The organism is Sphingomonas sp. TX0543 (assembly GCF_048565505.1).
Taxonomy (GTDB): domain Bacteria; phylum Pseudomonadota; class Alphaproteobacteria; order Sphingomonadales; family Sphingomonadaceae; genus Sphingomonas.
Window position 1 is genome coordinate 444,112 of the sequence record NZ_JBLZUS010000002.1, and the last position, 18,047, is coordinate 462,158.

Sequence of the window (18,047 nt, forward strand, 5' to 3'; positions counted from 1 at the left end):
GCCATGCGTACTCCCCTAGCAATCCTGCCGCTCGTCGCGCTGGCCGCCTGCACGGTAGGGCCGGATTATGCCGGCCCATCCTCGGCCGGCGCGGTAAGACCCGGCGCCGCCTTCATCCGCGCCGCCGATGGCACCAGCATCGCGGCGCCCACGGTGGCGCAATGGTGGAGCGCGCTCGGCGATACGACGCTCGACGAACTGGAGCGTCGCGCGCTTGCCGCCAATCCGAACGTGCAGGTGGCGGAAGCGCGGCTGAAACAGGCGCGCGCGTCCCTGCGGCTCGAGCGCGCCAACGCGCTGCCCAGCGCGAACGCGCAGGCGACCTATCTTCACGCGCAACTGCCTGGCATCGACCTTGGGCAATCCGGCGGCGGCGGCGGGGGATCGACTGCGCTCAACTTCTACAACGTCGGGTTCGACGCGAGCTGGGAAATCGACCTGTTCGGCGGTCAGCGTCGCAAGGTGGAGGCGGCACGCGCCTCGATCGGGGCGGCGGAGGCGAGTGTCGCCGACGCGCAGGTGAGCCTCACCGCCGAGGTGGCGCAGGCCTACATCAATCTTCGCGACCGGCAGCAGCGCATCGTGCTGGCACGCGACGCGGCGGAGCGCCAGCGCGCGATGCTGGCGCTTACCCGCCAGCGCGAGGCCGCGGGCACCGCATCCGCGCTGGATGTCGATCGGCTGCAGGGGCTGGTCGAGCAGAGCGACGCCGCGATCCTGCCGCTTAGCGCCGAGCGCGACGCTTATCTCAATGCGCTGGCTGTGCTTGCGGGCGAGGCGCCAGGCGCGCTCGACTCGATCCTTGCCGAAAAGCGCGCCGTGCCGCTGCCGCCTGCCGAAGTCGCGATCGGCGATCCGACCGCGCTGCTCCAGCGACGCCCCGACATACGCGCCGCCGAGCGCCAGCTTGCCGCGGCGACCGCCAAGATCGGCGTCGCCGAAGCGGCGAAATTTCCCCGCCTGAGCTTCATGGGGTTGATCGGGATCGGCGGCACGAAACCGGGCGATATCTTCGATCTGGGAAAACTGTCGGCGCTGGCTGTGCCGCAGCTTTCGTGGAATTTTCTCGACTTCGGGCGCAACGCGGCGCGGGTCGGACAGGCGGAAGGCGCGCGCGACGAAGCGGCAGCGCAATATCGCGGCGCGGTCCTCGGGGCGCTCAGAGACGCCGAGGATTCGCTGTCGCGCTACGCCGCGCGGCGGCAGACGGCGGCGAGCGCCGCGCGCAGCCTTGCCGTCGCCAGTCGGACCACCACGCTGATGCGCCAACGGTTCGATGCCGGCACCGCGACGCTGATCGACGTACTAGACGCCGAGCGCCAGCGCGTGGCGGCGGAGCAGTCGCTGAGCCAGGCGACCGCCGCGATGACGGCCGATTATGTCTCGATCCAGAAGGCGCTCGGCCTCGGCTGGACGGATGCTAGTCCTCCACGAAACTGAGCGCCGAAAGCCCGCGCTCACGATCGTTCACGGTGAGCGCGCGGCCATCGGGCGCGGCGGAACGCTGCGGGCAGCCGGCGCGCAGGCAGGCGCGACAGCCAAGGCCGATCGGCGTCGCGGCGCCCGCTAGATCGAGCCCCCGCGCGGCGGCGAGGCTCCCCGCCTGCTCCGCCGCGACGCCCAGCCCGATCGCAAACTCCGCTATTACCTCATCGGGCGCTGCGTCCCCCCTACCGCCCGGCGCGCTCACAACGCGCGCCTGCGTGAACCAACGCCCCCCGTCTTCCAGCTCGACAAGCTGCACGGTCAATGCGCCAGGCCGCTCGAACGCGTGATGCACCCGCCACAACGGGCAACGGCCATGCGCCTGCGCCAGTATCGCGCTGCTTGCCCCGGCGTAGCGCTTCGAAAGCTGCCCGGCGCGATCAATGCGAATCATGAAGAAAGCGAGGCCGCGCGCGCCGACCCGCTGCAACGTGGTTAGACGATGAGCCACTTGCTCGAAGCTAGCGCCGAAGCGACGCTCGAGCATACTCACGTCATAGCCGGTTGCTTCGCACGCGCGCAGGAAGCGAACATAGGGCATCATCACCGCGGCGGCGAAATAGTTCGTAAGATGGCGACGAAACAACCGCTCCGCATTACGATCCACGAAAGTTGCGCCGCGCGCCAGTGCATCAATCTCGCTGCGCGCTTCGAGCTGTGCGAGCTGACTGGCAAGCGCCATGATGCGGGCGGACGGATCAAGCGTCTCATTCAACTGCAACTGTCGCGCATGGAGATCGAGACGCCGCAACAGATCCGGCATCACGTCCGACGGCAGGATGCGGATCGACAGGCCGTGCTTGACGCGCAGCCGCTCGACCAGGGCTGCATAGAGATCCGCGCCGACCAGCCGCAGCTCATCCGCCAGGATTTCGGCCGCCGCATCAAGATCCGGAAAGTGATTGCGCCAGCGCTCTATCTCGCGGCGCACGGCCGTCATCACATCGTCCTGCGCGGATCCGCCGGCCACCGCTCCGGCAACGCCCGCTCGATCGAAGGCGCGCGCGAACGCTTCGGCGCCGCCCGGCGACGTTGCGAGCCATTCCTCCATTTCGTGGCGATCTATTTCCAGATCGGCGAATAACGGGTCCGCCAAACGCCGCCGGATCGCCGCAACACCGCCGCCCGGCTCCCCCGCGGCCAGCGCGCGCGGGTCAAAATCGAACTGCTCCGCCATCTTGACCAGCAGGCCGGCCGGTAAGGCGCGCTGGTTGCGCTCGATCAGATTGAGGTAACTCGGGGAAACGCCTAGCATTTCCGCCATTGCGGCCTGCGTCAGGCCAGTGCGCCGTCGCAAGCGCCTGACCGCGTGACCCGCCAGCAATTTGTCCCGCGCCATCCGTGGTCTTTCTGTCAATTAATTTACAATATTACCGATATTAACTTGTTTCGTGCGACCGCGCGACACTTTTAGCGCGCGAATATGGCTGATCGCACCACCGTTCGTGGATTATCGCACTGCCATCCGGCGAACACGCCGAACGAAGCAGGAGCCACGACATGACGAAGGAACCCCAGCGCAGCCGCGCAGTGTTCTCGACTGAAGATTTCGGGCTGATGAAAGAAGCGGTCGCAAATTACGTGAAGCAGATCGCGGACGATCCGCGTTCGGCCAAATTCTCCAATCTCTATCATCGCCTCGGCCGGCTCGGCTGACCCGCGACTTCCTGGGGAGGAAGGTGTCCGCCGACGTGCCTCGGCACGCCGGCGGACATTCCAGCACCCCCGATTTATCATCCAAGGAGCATCATCCGTGACCTATCAGGAAAAAATCGCCGGCGCCGACGCGCTGATCCGTGGCTTCAACGGCACATGGGACGGCATCGATGCCGAAGCGGTCGCGCGGATGCAATTGCAGAACCGGTTTCGTACGGGCCTTGATATTGCGCGTTACACAGCTGGTATCATGCGGCGCGACATGGCGGCCTATGATGCCGATCCGGCGGCGTACACGCAGTCGCTCGGCTGCTGGCACGGCTTCATCGGGCAGCAAAAGCTTATCTCGATCAAGAAGCATTTCGGCTCGACCAAGGGCAAATACCTCTATCTTTCCGGCTGGATGGTAGCGGCGCTACGCAGCGATTTCGGCCCGCTGCCCGATCAGTCGATGCACGAAAAGACCAGTGTGCCGGCGCTGATCGAGGAACTCTACACTTTCCTCAAGCAGGCGGACGCCCGCGAACTCGGCATGATGTTCCGCGATTTGGATCATGCGCGGGAGACCGGCAACGAGGTCGAGGCGCAGCGGCTCGTCAACGCTATCGACAATTATGAGACGCACGTCGTGCCGATCATCGCGGACATCGACGCGGGCTTCGGCAATGCAGAGGCGACCTATCTGCTGGCCAAGAAGATGATCGAGGCGGGTGCCTGCGCGCTGCAGATCGAAAATCAGGTTTCCGACGAGAAGCAGTGCGGCCACCAGGATGGCAAGGTCACCGTGCCGCATGAGGATTTCCTCCAGAAGGTTCGTGCCTGCCGCTACGCTTTCCTCGAACTAGGGGTGGAGGACGGCATCATCGTCACCCGCACCGATTCGCTCGGCGCCGGCCTCACCAAGCAGATCGCCTATTCGCAAGAGAAGGGCGATCTGGGCGACCAGTATAATGCGTTTCTCGATTGCGAAGAGGTCAGCGACCTTTCCACGCTGCGCGGCGACGTTGTGATCGAGCGCGACGGCAAGCTCATGCGCCCGAAGCGGCTCCCGTCGAACCTGTTCCAGTTTCGCGAGGGCACTGGCGCTGATCGCTGCGTACTCGATTGCATCACCAGCCTGCAGAATGGCGCGGACCTGCTGTGGATCGAAACCGAGAAGCCGCACATCGAGCAGATCGCCGGCATGGTGGATCGCATCCGCGAGGTGATCCCGAACGCCAAGCTCGTCTATAACAACTCGCCGAGCTTCAACTGGACGCTCAATTTCCGCCAGCAGGTCTATGATCGGTGGTCGGGAGAAGGAAAGGATGTGTCAGCCTTCGATCGCGCACGGCTGATGAGCGTCGATTACGACGGCACGGAACTGGCGGCGGAAGCGGACGAGAAGATTCGCACCTTCCAAAAGGATGCGGCGGCGCGGGCTGGCATCTTCCACCACCTTATCACGCTGCCGACCTATCACACCGCAGCGCTGAGCACCGACAACCTGGCGAAAGAATATTTCGGCGAGGCTGGAATGCTGGGCTACGTCAAAGGTGTGCAGCGGCAGGAAATCCGCCAAGGCATCGCCTGCGTGAAGCACCAGAACATGAGCGGCTCGGACATCGGCGACGACCACAAGGAATATTTCGCCGGGGAAGCCGCGCTGAAGGCGGGTGGCGCGCACAACACGATGAACCAGTTCGCGGCCTGATCCCGCGCGCGGATAGCAAAGCTATCCGCGAGGCGGCCAGGCACGGGCGTCGGCGGGTGCTTCATCACCCGCCGACCGCTTACGGCGCGGCATCGCCGCGTCCGTATTCAGGAACGATACTTCTCTCAACATTCCACCACGTTCACCGCCAGGCCGCCAAGGCTGGTTTCCTTATACTTAGAGCGCATATCCTCGCCGGTCTGGCGCATCGTCTCGATCACCTGATCGAGGCTGACGATGTGCCTCCCGTCGCCGTGGAGCGCGAGATAGGCAGCGTTGATCGCCTTGATCGCGCCCATCGTGTTGCGCTCGATGCAGGGAATCTGCACGAGCCCGCCGATCGGATCGCAGGTAAGGCCGAGGTTGTGCTCCATCCCGATCTCAGCCGCATTCTCGATTTGCGCGTTGCTGCCGCCGAGCGCCGCGACCAGCCCGCCCGCGGCCATCGAACAGGCGACGCCAACCTCGCCCTGACACCCCATCTCAGCCGCCGAGATCGACGCGCGCTTCTTGTAAAGCATCCCGATTGCGGCCGCGGTGAGCAGCAGCCGGCGCATGCCGTCGCGCGTCGCACCATGGACGAATGTCTCGTAATAGCGCAGCACCGCTGGAATCACGCCCGCCGCGCCGTTGGTGGGTGCAGTTACCACGCGGCCGCCAGCGGCATTCTCCTCGTTCACCGCCAGCGCCCACAGGCTGACCCACTCGAACACCAGGCCCGGATCGCTGCGCGGCCCCCGCTCCGCCAACTTCTCGCGGATCGCGCGCGCGCGGCGCTGCACCCTGAGGCCGCCGGGCAGTTCGCCGGTCGCTGCGCAACCGCGCTCGATGGAGGCGCACATCGCATCGCGAACGCGGTCGAGGAAGGCGTCGGTTTCCACATCCCCGCGCCAAGCGCCTTCGTTCGCGCGGACGATATCGGCGACGCTCATCGCCTCCGCCATCCCGATCGCAAGCAGTTCAGCCGCAGAACCGAAAGGATGACGCAGCCGGCGGTTGGCACGATCCGGCTCCGCTCCCTCCTGCCGGATCACGCCGCCGCCGATCGAATAATAGCGCCGCGCCAACTCGCTGCCATCGTGAAACGTCGCGGTGAACACCATCGCATTGGGATGCGCAGGCAGGAAGCTGGGGCGAAACAAGAGGTCGCGGGTGACGTCGAACGCGACCGGTGCGCGCGCGTCCAGGGTCAGCCGACCCTCCGCCACGATCGCGGCGATCATCGCGTCGATCATCTCGGGATCCACTGTCTCGGGGGTTTCGCCCGCCAGGCCAAGCAATACGGCACGATCGCTATGATGCCCGCGCCCGGTCAGCGAGAGCGAGCCGAACAGCTCGCATTGCACCCGCACCGGCATAATGCCCGCATCCACCATTTCGCGTGCAAACGCCTTGGCGGCACGCATTGGGCCAACGGTGTGCGAGCTGGACGGGCCGATGCCGATAGTGAACAATTCGGTGATGCTGACCGCTGACGGCTGGTCGGACGACATGAACACTTTTCCTGACGCAAAGCCGCGTCTTAATGACCATGATGCGCCCGGTCTACGCCAGCGGCGTCGGGTCCAGTCGAAGCCGAAGCAGCGCGCCGCCTGCGGCGCTGCGGCCGGTTTCGAGGCTTCCGCCGCAGACGCCGACGATGCGTTCGACGATCGAAAACCCAAGTCCCGCGCTATCGCTTCGCGCCGTGTCGCCGCGGCGGAACCGGCGTGCAGCGGGGTCGCGCGCATCCACGGCCAGGCCCGGGCCGTCATCCTCCACCGTCAGGCTGCCGTCCGCCGCCGCAGACACCACGATAGCCGATCCGGCCGGGGTATGGCGTACTGCATTGTCGATCAGGTTCGTGACCGCGATTGACAACAGTTCAGCCACCCCGCGCACGCGACAGGGCGGCTGCTCCGGCTCCTCGAACGCGATGCTGTGGCCCGAACGATAGACGATCGGCACCATCCCCTCCACCGCTTCGCGCGCAACCGCCGCCGGATCGACCATGCCCAGCTGCGGGTGCAGCCGATCGATCGCGGCGAGATCGATCAGTTGCCGAATGACGTGATTGGCCTGATCGACCGACCGCCCGATCTGCTCGCGTTCCGGCGAGACGGGAAGCTGCTCCAGCCGAAGCGAGATCAGCGCCAGCGGAGTCCGCAGCTCGTGCGCGACGTTGCCGACGAAATCGCCCTGCGCGCGATAGCCCGCCTCCAGCCGATCAAGCGCGCGATTGGTGGCGTGGACGAGCGGCATCGCCTCGCTCGGCATCCTTGCCTCATCAATGCGCCCATCGAGGCGGGAAAGGCCGATCGCGTCGGCATCGGTCGCTGCATCACGGAACATACCCGTCACGTGGCGCAGCACGATAAACGACAGCAGCAGCGAGCCGAGCAGCGCTGCGGCGATCACCCAGGCAAAGCGCCGCAGAAACGAGCGGACGATATCGTCGACGATCTCCTCTGGATGGGTGCGGTCCTGCGCCACCACCATCCAGCCCGATCGGCCGCCTGACAGCTTCACCGGCCGAGTGAGCAGATCATAACGCCCCCAGGTGGCGAAGGTTTGCTTCGCGCCGTGCGGGAGATCGGCGAGATCGAAAGGCAGCACCTGTGGTCGCGCGATCAGCACCGTGCCGCCGCCATCGAACAAGGCGAAGAAGCGGTTGCCACGGTCGCGCAAAACCGGCGGACCATCAGCCATGCTGCCGTTCAGAAAGGTGTTCGCCTCGTGCTCCAGCCGCGCCGCGACGAAGGCGTCCGCCGTATCGTTGAGCATACGGGACAACAGCAGCGGCAGCGCAACCGCGATCACCACCACGATCACGATCTGCCCCAGCAACAATTTGCCGAAAAGGGAGCGGGGAAGTCGGCGCATCATGCGGTGGATAGCATGTATCCGATTCCGCGCACCGTCTGCACCTTTACCGCAGCGCAATCCTCGAGCTTGCGGCGGACGCGGTGAACATAGACGTCGACGGCGTTCGAGCCCAGCGCGTCGCTCGCGCCGAACAGTTGATCCGCCAGCACGCGTTTGGGCACGACATGGCCGGTGCGTCGCATAAGCAATTCAAGCAGCTCGATCTCGCGAACCGACAGCGAGAGCGGCTCGGCACCGGCACGAACTTCTCGGCTGCGCGTATCAAGCGTGAGGTTCGCGGTGCGCAATACGTCCTCGATGTAGCCGCCCTGGCGCCGCAGAATAGCGACGAGCCGCGCGTGCAGCTCCACGAACAAGAACGGCTTGACGAGGTAATCGTCCGCGCCGCTTTCCAGCCCCAGCACGCGCATTTCGCCTTCGCTGCGCGCGCTGAGCACGATCACCGGAAGGTTGCAGCGACGCGCACGCAGCCTTCTCAATAGCACCAGGCCGTCCTCATCGGGCAAGCCGAGATCAAGCACGGCCGCCGCGTAGTCAACCGTCGCGATCAGATGCTCGGCGTCCTGCGCGGTGCCCACGATATCGCAGCGTATATCGCGCCTCAGGAATGCCGCTGCCAGCGCTTCCGCCAGCTCGGCATTGTCATCGACAATCAGCAGGCGCACGGCCAGGCTCCCACCAGTCCGGGCCGCCGCGGAGCGACCGACAAGACGAAAAACAACTCGCGGTAAGCAGCACAGCGGCGCCAAGCGCGGTTTCTCCAGCGAAAGAATGCGCGCCGTAAGCCGTAACCTTCAGCCCGGTGATGATGACGAACGCCACCCACAACAAGTTGGAGGCGCCGTTCAGGATGTGATGGCTGCTGCCCATCGCCGGCGGCATGCCGCCGACCTGTGCCGGCGGCCGCCGCGCGTCGTTGGTCTGCATCGATCAGGCCGGTCCTTTCGTCCACACCAGAACGCCCCGCCCGATCAATGGGGCGCAAAGGTCGCGTTGAGGCTGCCTCCACCCGGCACCTGGCACTGGCCCTCGCCACCGCCGCTCATTCCGCTGGACGGGCGGATCAACGTGAAGCGGCAACGCATCCGCCCGTCAGGCCCGACGAGATTTGCGAGCACCTTGCCCGAATAATGCGTCACGAAATCCTGCGACGGGCCCCAATAACCCCAGCCGCCACCCCAGCCCCAACCGCCGCGCCGCCAGCCGCCACGATAGGGACCGATCGGACCCCAGCCGGCCCACAGCGGCCCCAGATCATCGACCCGTGTTTCCTGGGTGATCTGGAAGAAGGTGCCCGTGTAGGTTTGGCCGTTGCTTAGCTGTGCGGTCATGTCACCGGATCGCGAACCCTGCGCTTTCCAGGTGAAGGTGGCCGTAAGCCCCGATTTGTCCGAATCCCCAACGCCCGTGCCGGTGGTGGTGCATCCTGCCATCAGACCGATGGCCACCAGCGCCATCAACGGGAGGGCCGTTCTCTTTGAAACCGTGGTCATGGCAATTTCTCCTGCAACCCCGGTGACACGCGGATCAGCGCGTCAGCGCAGCCGTTGTTCCAGACGATGCTGACACATGCCTTACGGATAATGGCGCGATCCCGGCATTCGCGATTGCCTCCGCCGGACGCACACCCTAGGCCCGCACGCCGTAACCCCAAGGAGACTTCGCCCATGCGCCCCAGCGGCCGCACCCCCGATCAGATGCGCGCAATCACCATCGAACCTCGCTTCACCCGCCATGCGGAAGGATCGGTGCTGATCGGCTTCGGCGATACCAAGGTGATCGTCACCGCCAGCATCGAGGAGCGCGTGCCACCGTTCCTGCGCGGCAAGGGGCAGGGCTGGGTCACCGCCGAATATGGCATGCTCCCCCGCGCCACCCACACACGCGGCAGCCGCGAAGCGGCGAAGGGCAAGCAATCGGGCCGGACGCAGGAAATCCAGCGCCTGATCGGCCGCTCGCTGCGCGCCGTGACGGATCTCTCCGCACTAGGCGAGCGCCAGATCACGCTGGATTGCGACGTTATCCAGGCCGATGGCGGCACCCGCACCGCCTCGATTTCGGGCGCGTGGGTCGCCTTGCGACTCGCGGTCGATGGGTTGCTGCGCGAGGGCAAGTTGACGAGCGACCCGATCGGCCAGAAAGTCGCGGCGGTGAGCTGCGGCATCTTCAAGGGCAACCCGGTGCTCGATCTCGATTATGACGAGGATTCGAACGCGGACGCCGATGCCAATTTCGTGCTGCTCGAAAACGGCCATATCGCCGAGGCGCAGGCCACCGCCGAGCACGCCACCTACGACGAGGAAGCGCTGCTCCGTCTGCTCCGTCTCGCGCGGATCGGCTGCACCGAAATCTTCGCGGCACAGGCGAAGGCGATCGCATGAGCGGCGAGGGCAACGAGCCGCAGGCAATCCGCAAGCTGGCCGCGGGCAAGCTGGTGATCGCCAGCCATAACCCCGGCAAGGTGCGCGAAATCGCCGCGCTGCTCGAGGGCCATGGGCTGGAAGTCATCTCCGCCGCAGCGCTCGACCTGCCCGAGCCGGAGGAAACCGGCACCACGTTCGTAATGAACGCCGAGTTGAAGGCGCGCGCGGCGGCTGACCTTTCCGGCCTGCCAGCGCTCGCCGACGATTCTGGGTTGTGCGTCGCTGCGCTGGGTGGCGATCCCGGTATCTTTTCCGCGCGCTGGGCGGGCGAGACGAAGGATTTCGATGAGGCGATGCGGCGGATCGAGGACAAGCTGGCCGCGATCGACGGCGCGCCGCGCGACGCGCATTTCGTCTGCGCGCTGGCCCTTGCGTGGCCGGACGGCCATGCCGAGTGGTTCGAGGGCCGCGTGGATGGCACCTTGGTGTGGCCGCCGCGGGGCGACAAGGGTTTCGGCTACGATCCAATGTTCCTCGCCGATGGCGAACGCGAAACCTTTGGCGAGATGGATCAGGCGCGCAAGCATGCCATCAGTCACCGCGCCGACGCCTTTCGGCAATTGGTCGACGCGGTGTTCTGATCCGCTCAGCGCGTCGGCACCGGCGCGCTGCCCGAATAATCGTAGAAACCACGCCCGGTCTTGCGGCCGTACCAGCCCGCCTCGACATATTTCACGAGCAGCGGCGCGGGGCGGAACTTGGGGTCTCCGGTACCCTCGAACAGCACTCGGGTGATTTCCAAACAGGTGTCCAGCCCGATGAAATCCGCCAGTGTGAGCGGCCCCATCGGGTGATTGAGCCCGAGCTGGCACGCCAGATCAATGTCGCGGATGGTCGCGACGCCCTCGCCGAGCGCGAAGCACGCCTCGTTGAGCATCGGCATCAGGATACGGTTGACGATGAAGCCGGGCGCGTCATTCGCATGCACGACCTGCTTGCCGAGCGCCTGCGCGAACTGCTCGACCAGCGCGACCGTCGCATCGGCGGTCGCAAGCCCTCGGATCAGTTCGATCAGCCCCATCACCGGCACGGGATTGAAGAAATGCACGCCGACAAAGCGCGCGGCATCGGGCGCTGCCTGCGCCAGCCGCGTGATAGGGATCGAAGAAGTGTTGGAGGCGAGCACCGCATCCTTGCCTAGCACCTTGCCGACCTCGGCGAAGATGCCGCGCTTGATTTCCTCACGTTCCGTCGCCGCCTCGATCACCAACGCGCAAGGCGCCATCGCCGCGAGCGTACCGACCGGCTCGATCCGCTCCAGCGCGCGATCGCGCCCGTCCGCGTCGATCTTGCCCTTCTCCACATCACGCGCGAGCCGCTTGGCTATGCCGGTCTTGCCCGCTTCGGCGCGCGCCTGATCGACATCGGCAAGCAGAACGCGATAGCCCGCCTGTGCCGCAACCTGCGCGATTCCCGCACCCATCTGCCCCGCACCGATCACGCCAACTGCCTGCATCTATCGCCTCCATGGAATTACGTACGGTCGCATAGCCGCTTTCACGCGTGAAGCCAGCCGCGCAGAAGCACCCCGTGCCAACGATGGGCCGTGATATAAGCTGTGCTGCTGATCGCCGGCGGCTCGAACAAATTGACGGCCGACGTTTTCGCGACCGTTCAGCGGCCGAACACGCCGGCGCGATAGAGCAGCGTGATGGCGACACGGCGATTGCGCGGATCGGCCGGGTCGTTGGCGATCATCGGCTCGCGATCGGCGACGCCCTCGATCCGATTGAAGCGCGCCTCCGGTATTCCGGCGAGCGCGAGCCGGCGGCGGGTCGCCTCGGCGCGGCCGGTGGCGAGCGTCCAGTTGTTCATCGCGCGCGGATCGCCGTAGGGTACCGAATCGGTATGGCCACGGATCATGATCGGGTTGCCGGTGCGCGTGATGCTGTCGCCGACCATCCCGATAAGTTCGGAAGCGGCCGGCTCCAGCACGGTCGTGCCGAGCGCGAACATCGAGTAATTGGCATCGTCGATCAGATCGATGCGCATCCCGTCCTGCGTCATCACGAACCGGATATGGCGCGACAGCTTGCTGAGATCCGCGCGCGCGGCGATCCGCTCCAGCACCTGGCGACGCAGCGCTGCGAAATTCTTGCGATCTTCCGCGGCGACCGATTCCGGACTGCGCAGCGAGCCTTTCTTGCCCGCGCCCATCATCTTGCCGCCCGCCTCGTTATCGATGCGCGCGACGAGCGTCGGGAGCCGCGAATTGCCGTCGTCCGGCCCGGTCTTCTGATCGCTGACGACGGATTTGCCGCCGAACAGCCCCGAGCCGCCGATCCCCAGCGACTTGGTGTTGAGAATCGTGGGCGCGAAATAATCCGCTATGCCCTTGCGCTGCTTCTCGGTCGTCGCCCCGAGCAGCCACAAAAGCAGGAAGAACGCCATCATCGCCGTCACGAAATCGGCGTAGGCAACCTTCCACGCGCCGCCGTGATGGCCGCCGTGCCCCTCGATATAGATTTTCTTGTAGATGATCTTCGGCGGCTGGTTCGAGCCGTGCGGCGCGCGCGCGGCCATGCTACTTGCCCCTCAGGCCGTCGAAAACCTCGGCGAAGCCGGGCTGGTTCTTGTGCGCGATGCCGGAGCGTGCCGCCTCGATCACCAGCGGCTGCGGATGACCGTGCAGCGAGGCGACGATGATCTGCTTCACCACATGATAGATGGCGGCATCGGCCTCGATCACCTGCTTCAACCGGTTCGCGAGCGGATTCACGATGCCATAGGCCAGCAGCACACCCATGAACGTGCCAACCAGTGCCGAGCCGATCATCGCCCCCAGGACCGACGGCGGCTTGTCGATCGAGCCCATCGTCTTCACGATCCCGAGCACCGCGGCAACGATGCCGAGCGCGGGGAGCGCATCGGCGAGGCTGCTCAGCGTGTGCTGCGGCCCCTCAACCTCGTGGTGGTGCGTCTTGATCGCATTGTCCATCACCTCCTCGACCGCATGCACGTCGAGCGTCCCGGATGAGACGACGACGAGCCGCAGCGTATCGGCAATCAGGTTTACGAGCGTATGATCGGCCTGTAGGCGCGGATATTCGGCAAAGACGGCGGAGGATTTCGGATCCTCGACATGCGGCTCCAGCGCGATCGGCCCTTCCATGCGAAGCATCTTCATCAGTTTCGAGACGAGGAAGATCGTGTCGAGATAATCCTGCTTCTTGTACTTCGGGCCCTTGAACACCTTGGCGAGGCCCCCGCCCATCGCCTTGAGTTCCTTGCCCGAATTGCCGATGATCAGCGCACCGGCAGCGGCGCCGCCGATGATGAGCATCTCGTGCGGGATCGCTTCGAACACCGGTCCGAGCGCGCCGCCGGTGATGGCGAAACCGCCGAAAACCATGCCAAGGAGGACAACAAGGCCAATGGCCGGAAACATTTTTGCACCCCCGCGGCAAATCGTGTGTTGGCTTGTGGTTACCGCCCGTTCGTCGCCATCCGGTTAACCACCATTGTTTTTAGTCAGGCGGCATCCGCCATCATCACTTCAGATAATCGAACAGCGACATGCTTGAGAGCTTCGTGAAGCTCGCCTGCGTCGCGGACAGCACCGTCATCGTCTTCTGAAGTTCGGCGATCGAGGTGGCATAATCGAAGCCGTCAACATCGGTGCGCGCCTGCGAGCGATCCACCGTCGCGGAGCTGATCTGCCCCGCGACGATATCGACACGCGCAGCACGCGCGCCGATCGACGCCTGTGTTGTCGTCACCTGATCGGATATCTGCTGAAGCGTATCCTTGGCCGCGGCGGGGACATCGGTGCCGGCGTTGAGCGCGGCCATCATCGCGGTGATCGCCTGCCCCAGGTCACTCGCTCCCGTCTTGAGAAACGTCGACGCGTTGTTGCTAGGCTGAACCGACTGGTTGTCACCGATCGGGATGACGGCCGCATTGCCGGTCGTGAACGATAGCGACCCGTCGGCGTTCTGCGTCACCGCGGTCGTGCCGGTGCTGCCGCCGAACAGCGGGCCGCCGCGCATGTCGGTGGCGTTTGCGGTGGCGAGGATCGAGGTGAGCAGGTCGGAAAGTTGCGTCGCCATCGTCGCGCGGGCGCTGGCCGGCAAGGTGCCGTTGGCCGCCTGCGTGACGAGCGTCGACATCTGCTGAAGCTGGTCGCCGATCTGGCCGAGCGCGCTGTCCGCCTGTTGCAGCACCGATTTCGCGACCGACACATTGCCGCTGTAGGCGGTGTCGTTGGCATCGGCGAGCGACAGCCCCTGCAGCCGCGACCACGCAACGCTGTTGTCCGAAGGCGAGAGGATGTTGCTCTGCACCGTGATCTGCTGATTCAGCCGATCCGCCTGCGCGGTGAGCGATTGCATCGAGGATGCCGCGCGGTTGTAAAACAGGTTGGTGGAAGGTGCGATCGTCATCAGCGGATATCCAGAATGGACTGGAAGGTATCGCGCGCCACCTGAATGACGCGGCTGGAAGCGGAATAGGCCTGCTGGAAACGCAGCAGATCGACCGCCTCCGTATCGAGATCGACGCCGGTCACCGCATCGCGCGCGCTGACCGCGCTGTCGCGGATCGCGCCCTGTGCGGCGGCGACGGTATTCTTGTTCTGCAAAGCGGCGGCGTTGGCGGATACCATCGTCGTTACCTTGGCCTCGAACCCGCCAGTCGAACGCAGCGTATCGAATTGCAGGATATTGCCGTTGTCGCGCGTGCCGCCACCCACCGCCGCTGCTGCGATGCCGCTGGGATCGGTAAGCGCGAGCGAGATATCGGTGGGCGCCGCGCCGACATTGAACATCGGCTGGCCGGCGGCATTATTAAGATCACGGCCCTGTGCCTGGAGCGCGTTGACGCCGTTGACGAAATTGGTCGCCAGCGTGTTGAGCTGATCGCGGGTATCGGCGATCCGCTGCGCACCGTCGACGATGCCGCCCAGCGCGCCGCCGCCGGGGGTAAGCACCGAATAAGTCCCGTTGTTCTGCACCGCGAAAGATACAGTGCCGGCAGCGTTGCGGGCGTAGGTGACGGTCGCGGCGTCATTGCCTGACACCAGCACCGGGCCGCCAGCGCCGCCCGCGCGCACCGTTGCGCGGCCAGCCGCATCGAAACTGACATTCACATCGACCAGCGCGCTCATCTGATCGAGGATCGAATCGCGTTGATCGGAGAGGTTGGCCGACTGTGCACTATTCGACCCCACACGCCCCAGCCCGTCGTTCACCTTGGCGAGCGCGGTGGCGAGCGAACTGAGACTGGCGGTGGCCTGATCTGCGTTGGCATCGAGATCGGCGGTCACCTGCGCCAGTGCATTGCCGGTCGCGCTGAAGGCGTTGGCGGCGGTGGTAGCATTTTCCAGCATCGTGGCGCGGGGCGTGGGAGAGGCTGGATCGGCCGCCACCGATTTGGCGGCGTTGAAGAAATTGGTCAGGCTGGTCGCAAGATCGGGGCCGGTGAGCGCGGACTGAATGCGATCGAGCCACACTGATCCGGCCTGGGTGCGCGCAAGATCGGCGCCGGCGCTGCGCACTGCTTCCGACTTGAACATGTCCGACGCGCGATTGACCCCGGCAGCGATCGAGCCATAGCCGTTCATCGCATTGGCGGCAGTAAAGATCGTGGTGGGCGCCCCGACTTCCTGCACGTTGATCGCGCGGCGCGAGTATGACGAATTGCCGACGTTCGCGATGTTCTCCGACACCGTCGACAGCGCCGTCTGATACGTGCGCACGCCCGAAGCGCCGATGGAGAGCAGGTCAGCCATCAGCTTTCCGTGGCAGAACCGTGGTTAAGATCGGGTTGCGAGCGCGAGAGGAAATCGGTCATCGCCTTGCCGATGCCGAGCGGGGTATGTTCGGCCATCTGCTGCACGACCTTCTGATCCTGCATGTCGCGGAACGTATCGAGCGCCTGGCTCTGGAACAGCGGGTCGGCGAGCTTCGCCTGCCGCATCGATTTGAGCATCATCCCGGTGAAAACCGCTTCGAACTGCTTTCCCGCCTTGGCGAGATTTTCCTTCGACGCGGTGCGCGCGAGGCCGCTATCGAGGCCGGTGGCGCCGGTGATCTGCGTCTTGGCGACGGCGCTGGCGACATCGGCCGTCATAGCACCACCAGCTCGGCCTTCAGCGCGCCGGCCTCCTTCAGCGCCTCCAGGATCGCGACCAGATCGGCCGGCGACGCGCCTATGGCGTTCACCGCCTTGACGATATCGGCAAGCTTCGGTCCTGGCGAAAGCAGGAACATGGGGCGACGCTCCTCATCGATCGCCACGCCCGATTTCTGCTGGAGCGCGGTCTGACCCTGGCTGAACGGGCCCGGCTGGCTGACCCGCTGGTTCTCATCGATGCGCACGGTCAGCTTGCCGTGCGTCACCGCGGCCGGACCGACCCGAACCGCAGAGTTTATAACGACCGTTCCCGTCCGGGCATTAACAATTACTTTTGCGGGCGGCTCGGCGGAGGTGACGTCGAGGTTCTCGATCTGCGACATCAGCGCCGCGCGCACGTCCGCGCCGAGCGGCGCCTTCACCGCGATCGACACGCCATCTTTCGCTTCCGCCGTGCCGAAGCCGAGCCGCTTGTTGATCGCGGTGGCGACGTTCTGTGCCGTGGTGAAATCGGCGCGAGCCAGGTTGAAGGTGAGAAACGGCGTCTGCTCAAATCCCGTGGCCACCGCGCGTTCGACCGTCGCGCCTTCGGGGATACGACCGGTGGAAGGAACGTTGACGACGATCTTCGATCCGTCCGCGCCTTCGGCACCCAGGCCGCCGACCGCGAGATTGCCCTGCGCCATCGCATAGACCTGCCCATCCGCACCGAGCAGTGGCGCCAGCACCAGGCTGCCGCCGCGCAGCGACTTCGCCTTGCCCATCGAGGCGACCGTGATGTCGATCCGCTGGCCGGGCTTCGCGAAGGCGGGAAGCTCCGCCGTAATCATCACCACGGCGGCATTCTTGAGCCCAGGATTCACGTTCGACGGCAGTTGCAGCCCGAAGCGCGAGGCCACCGCCTTCACCGATTGTACGGTGAATTCGAGATTGTCGTCGCCCGTACCGGGCAAGCCGACCACTATGCCGTAACCGGTCAACTGGTTCGATCGGATGCCCTGGAAGCCGCCGAGATCCTTGATGCGATCGGCCGACGCCGGGCTCGCGGACAGTATCGCGACCAACAGCGCGACAAGTGCGAGCCACCAGATTTCGCGATCCGAGCGGATCGATCGGCGCGCGCGCGCGGCAGGGGATGCCAGATTCTGCATCAGAACGGACTCACCACCTGGAAGAAGCGGCTCAGCCAGCCCTGGCGGCTGGCGCGGGCGACATCGCCCTTGCCGGTGTAGGCGATCTGCGCGTCGGCGACGCGTGTCGAGGGCACGCGATTGTCGAGATCGACGTCGGCGGCGCGGACGATGCCCTTGATCTGGACGAATTCATCGCCGCGATTGAGCGTGACGCGCTTCTGCCCCTGCACCAGCATCGTGCCGTTGGGGAACACCTGCGCCACCGTCACGGACATCTCGCCGGAGAGCGAGTTGGCCTGATCGGTCGTCCCCGCGCCGTTGAAGTTGCGGGTCCCGCTGGCCGAGGCATCGGTAGACTTGAACAGCGAGAGCGGGCCGGTGGTCGGCGGCGTGATGCCGAAACCGCCGCCAGAATCTAGCTTCGAGGAGGCGGATTTGGACGCCGCGGTGCGCTCCACGAGCACGATCGTGAGCGGATCGCCCACGCGCCGCGCACGCCATCCTTCGTGCAGCGCGGCATAGCCGCCTGCCACCTGAAAGATCGCGCCATTCGGCTGTGCCGCAGGCTCCGCCGGCGCCATTGGCGCCAGGCGTACTGCGGAAAAGTCCTCGACCGGCGCCTTCTTGCCGAGCAGCTTCGCATCCGCGGCCGGGGCGGCCAGCAGCGCGGCCGCGGCGATGGTGATGGAAAAAGATACGCGCGTCATGTCCGGTCCCGGC

19 protein-coding genes are annotated in these 18,047 nt (G+C 65.5%); 5 read left to right on the forward strand and 14 right to left on the reverse strand.

Going from position 1 to position 18,047, the window contains the following annotated elements; all coding sequences use genetic code 11:
* Positions 1–3 precede the first annotated feature (3 nt).
* A complete protein-coding gene (locus tag ACM61V_RS02720) occupies positions 4–1,440 on the forward strand; it encodes an efflux transporter outer membrane subunit (RefSeq protein ID WP_137788375.1) in 1,437 nt (478 codons plus the stop codon).
* On the opposite strand, the gene ACM61V_RS02725 is transcribed toward ACM61V_RS02720, so the two are convergent.
* Positions 1,421–2,824, reverse strand: coding sequence for a helix-turn-helix domain-containing protein (locus ACM61V_RS02725; RefSeq protein ID WP_137788374.1), 1,404 nt, complete (start codon positions 2,822–2,824; stop codon positions 1,421–1,423). The two genes, ACM61V_RS02720 and ACM61V_RS02725, sit on opposite strands and share 20 nt — an antisense overlap.
* 161 nt (positions 2,825–2,985) lie before the next feature.
* On the opposite strand from ACM61V_RS02725, the gene ACM61V_RS02730 reads away from it, so the two are divergent.
* Positions 2,986–3,141 (forward strand): hypothetical protein, encoded by a 156-nt coding sequence (locus tag ACM61V_RS02730; RefSeq protein WP_171007692.1) that lies wholly within the window; start codon positions 2,986–2,988, stop codon positions 3,139–3,141.
* A 97-nt stretch (positions 3,142–3,238) separates the two neighbouring features.
* Positions 3,239–4,834, forward strand: a complete 1,596-nt coding sequence (locus ACM61V_RS02735) for an isocitrate lyase (RefSeq protein ID WP_137788373.1) — start codon at positions 3,239–3,241, stop codon at positions 4,832–4,834.
* A gap of 125 nt (positions 4,835–4,959) precedes the next feature.
* Here ACM61V_RS02735 and ACM61V_RS02740 read toward each other — a convergent pair whose 3' ends face one another.
* The 5 genes from ACM61V_RS02740 to ACM61V_RS02760 are packed head-to-tail and all read right to left on the reverse strand — an operon-like array spanning position 4,960 to position 9,192.
* Entirely contained in the window at positions 4,960–6,327 is a 1,368-nt protein-coding gene (locus tag ACM61V_RS02740; RefSeq protein WP_419713791.1) for an L-serine ammonia-lyase, read from the reverse strand.
* Positions 6,328–6,379: 52 nt separating this feature from the next.
* The gene (locus ACM61V_RS02745) at positions 6,380–7,699 is read right to left on the reverse strand and encodes a sensor histidine kinase (protein WP_137788371.1); all 1,320 of its coding nucleotides are present in this window, start codon (positions 7,697–7,699) and stop codon (positions 6,380–6,382) included.
* Positions 7,696–8,364, reverse strand: coding sequence for a response regulator transcription factor (locus ACM61V_RS02750; RefSeq protein WP_137788370.1), 669 nt, complete (start codon positions 8,362–8,364; stop codon positions 7,696–7,698). Before ACM61V_RS02750 ends, ACM61V_RS02745 begins: the two co-directional genes overlap by 4 nt.
* A complete protein-coding gene (locus ACM61V_RS02755) occupies positions 8,342–8,626 on the reverse strand; it encodes a hypothetical protein (RefSeq protein ID WP_137788369.1) in 285 nt (94 codons plus the stop codon). Before ACM61V_RS02755 ends, ACM61V_RS02750 begins: the two co-directional genes overlap by 23 nt.
* A 44-nt stretch (positions 8,627–8,670) precedes the next feature.
* Positions 8,671–9,192 (reverse strand): hypothetical protein, encoded by a 522-nt coding sequence (locus ACM61V_RS02760; protein WP_419713792.1) that lies wholly within the window; start codon positions 9,190–9,192, stop codon positions 8,671–8,673.
* 174 nt (positions 9,193–9,366) lie between these two features.
* On the opposite strand from ACM61V_RS02760, the gene rph reads away from it, so the two are divergent.
* Positions 9,367–10,080 (forward strand): ribonuclease PH, encoded by a 714-nt coding sequence (rph, locus tag ACM61V_RS02765; protein ID WP_137788452.1) that lies wholly within the window; start codon positions 9,367–9,369, stop codon positions 10,078–10,080.
* Complete coding sequence (gene rdgB / locus ACM61V_RS02770) at positions 10,077–10,703, forward strand: RdgB/HAM1 family non-canonical purine NTP pyrophosphatase (RefSeq protein ID WP_419713793.1); 627 nt, start codon at positions 10,077–10,079, stop codon at positions 10,701–10,703. The genes rph and rdgB overlap by 4 nt, the downstream gene beginning before the upstream one ends.
* 5 nt (positions 10,704–10,708) lie before the next feature.
* Here rdgB and ACM61V_RS02775 read toward each other — a convergent pair whose 3' ends face one another.
* From ACM61V_RS02775 to ACM61V_RS02810, 8 genes are all read right to left on the reverse strand, one after another.
* Positions 10,709–11,578 (reverse strand): 3-hydroxybutyryl-CoA dehydrogenase, encoded by an 870-nt coding sequence (locus ACM61V_RS02775; RefSeq protein WP_137788450.1) that lies wholly within the window; start codon positions 11,576–11,578, stop codon positions 10,709–10,711.
* 158 nt (positions 11,579–11,736) lie between these two features.
* The gene (locus ACM61V_RS02780; protein WP_137788449.1) at positions 11,737–12,645 is read right to left on the reverse strand and encodes a flagellar motor protein MotB; all 909 of its coding nucleotides are present in this window, start codon (positions 12,643–12,645) and stop codon (positions 11,737–11,739) included.
* Between the two features lies 1 nt (position 12,646).
* Positions 12,647–13,510: a flagellar motor stator protein MotA gene (gene motA / locus ACM61V_RS02785; RefSeq protein WP_137788448.1), complete on the reverse strand. Its 864-nt coding sequence runs from the start codon at positions 13,508–13,510 to the stop codon at positions 12,647–12,649.
* Positions 13,511–13,613: 103 nt separating this feature from the next.
* Complete coding sequence (locus ACM61V_RS02790) at positions 13,614–14,504, reverse strand: hypothetical protein (RefSeq protein WP_137788447.1); 891 nt, start codon at positions 14,502–14,504, stop codon at positions 13,614–13,616.
* Positions 14,504–15,850, reverse strand: coding sequence for a flagellar hook-associated protein FlgK (gene flgK, locus ACM61V_RS02795; RefSeq protein WP_137788446.1), 1,347 nt, complete (start codon positions 15,848–15,850; stop codon positions 14,504–14,506). The genes ACM61V_RS02790 and flgK overlap by 1 nt, the downstream gene beginning before the upstream one ends.
* A complete protein-coding gene (locus ACM61V_RS02800) occupies positions 15,850–16,191 on the reverse strand; it encodes a rod-binding protein (RefSeq protein WP_137788445.1) in 342 nt (113 codons plus the stop codon). Before ACM61V_RS02800 ends, flgK begins: the two co-directional genes overlap by 1 nt.
* Positions 16,188–17,345 (reverse strand): flagellar basal body P-ring protein FlgI, encoded by a 1,158-nt coding sequence (locus ACM61V_RS02805; protein WP_249341749.1) that lies wholly within the window; start codon positions 17,343–17,345, stop codon positions 16,188–16,190. Before ACM61V_RS02805 ends, ACM61V_RS02800 begins: the two co-directional genes overlap by 4 nt.
* A complete protein-coding gene (locus tag ACM61V_RS02810; protein WP_137788444.1) occupies positions 17,345–18,034 on the reverse strand; it encodes a flagellar basal body L-ring protein FlgH in 690 nt (229 codons plus the stop codon). The genes ACM61V_RS02805 and ACM61V_RS02810 overlap by 1 nt, the downstream gene beginning before the upstream one ends.
* Between the last annotated feature and the right edge of the window lie 13 nt (positions 18,035–18,047).

Bases quoted from the DNA above. Each gene is read 5' to 3' on its own strand.
- ACM61V_RS02720 (WP_137788375.1), top strand. From the start codon at position 4: ATGCGTACTCCCCTAGCAATCCTGCCGCTCGTCGCGCTGGCCGCCTGC.
- ACM61V_RS02725 (WP_137788374.1), bottom strand. From the start codon at position 2,824: ATGGCGCGGGACAAATTGCTGGCGGGTCACGCGGTCAGGCGCTTGCGA.
- ACM61V_RS02730 (WP_171007692.1), top strand. From the start codon at position 2,986: ATGACGAAGGAACCCCAGCGCAGCCGCGCAGTGTTCTCGACTGAAGAT.
- ACM61V_RS02740 (WP_419713791.1), bottom strand. From the start codon at position 6,327: ATGTCGTCCGACCAGCCGTCAGCGGTCAGCATCACCGAATTGTTCACT.
- ACM61V_RS02745 (WP_137788371.1), bottom strand. From the start codon at position 7,699: ATGATGCGCCGACTTCCCCGCTCCCTTTTCGGCAAATTGTTGCTGGGG.
- ACM61V_RS02755 (WP_137788369.1), bottom strand. From the start codon at position 8,626: ATGCAGACCAACGACGCGCGGCGGCCGCCGGCACAGGTCGGCGGCATG.
- ACM61V_RS02760 (WP_419713792.1), bottom strand. From the start codon at position 9,192: ATGACCACGGTTTCAAAGAGAACGGCCCTCCCGTTGATGGCGCTGGTG.
- rph (WP_137788452.1), top strand. From the start codon at position 9,367: ATGCGCCCCAGCGGCCGCACCCCCGATCAGATGCGCGCAATCACCATC.
- rdgB (WP_419713793.1), top strand. From the start codon at position 10,077: ATGAGCGGCGAGGGCAACGAGCCGCAGGCAATCCGCAAGCTGGCCGCG.
- ACM61V_RS02775 (WP_137788450.1), bottom strand. From the start codon at position 11,578: ATGCAGGCAGTTGGCGTGATCGGTGCGGGGCAGATGGGTGCGGGAATC.
- ACM61V_RS02780 (WP_137788449.1), bottom strand. From the start codon at position 12,645: ATGGCCGCGCGCGCGCCGCACGGCTCGAACCAGCCGCCGAAGATCATC.
- motA (WP_137788448.1), bottom strand. From the start codon at position 13,510: ATGTTTCCGGCCATTGGCCTTGTTGTCCTCCTTGGCATGGTTTTCGGC.
- ACM61V_RS02790 (WP_137788447.1), bottom strand. From the start codon at position 14,504: ATGACGATCGCACCTTCCACCAACCTGTTTTACAACCGCGCGGCATCC.
- flgK (WP_137788446.1), bottom strand. From the start codon at position 15,850: ATGGCTGACCTGCTCTCCATCGGCGCTTCGGGCGTGCGCACGTATCAG.
- ACM61V_RS02800 (WP_137788445.1), bottom strand. From the start codon at position 16,191: ATGACGGCCGATGTCGCCAGCGCCGTCGCCAAGACGCAGATCACCGGC.
- ACM61V_RS02805 (WP_249341749.1), bottom strand. From the start codon at position 17,345: ATGCAGAATCTGGCATCCCCTGCCGCGCGCGCGCGCCGATCGATCCGC.
- ACM61V_RS02810 (WP_137788444.1), bottom strand. From the start codon at position 18,034: ATGACGCGCGTATCTTTTTCCATCACCATCGCCGCGGCCGCGCTGCTG.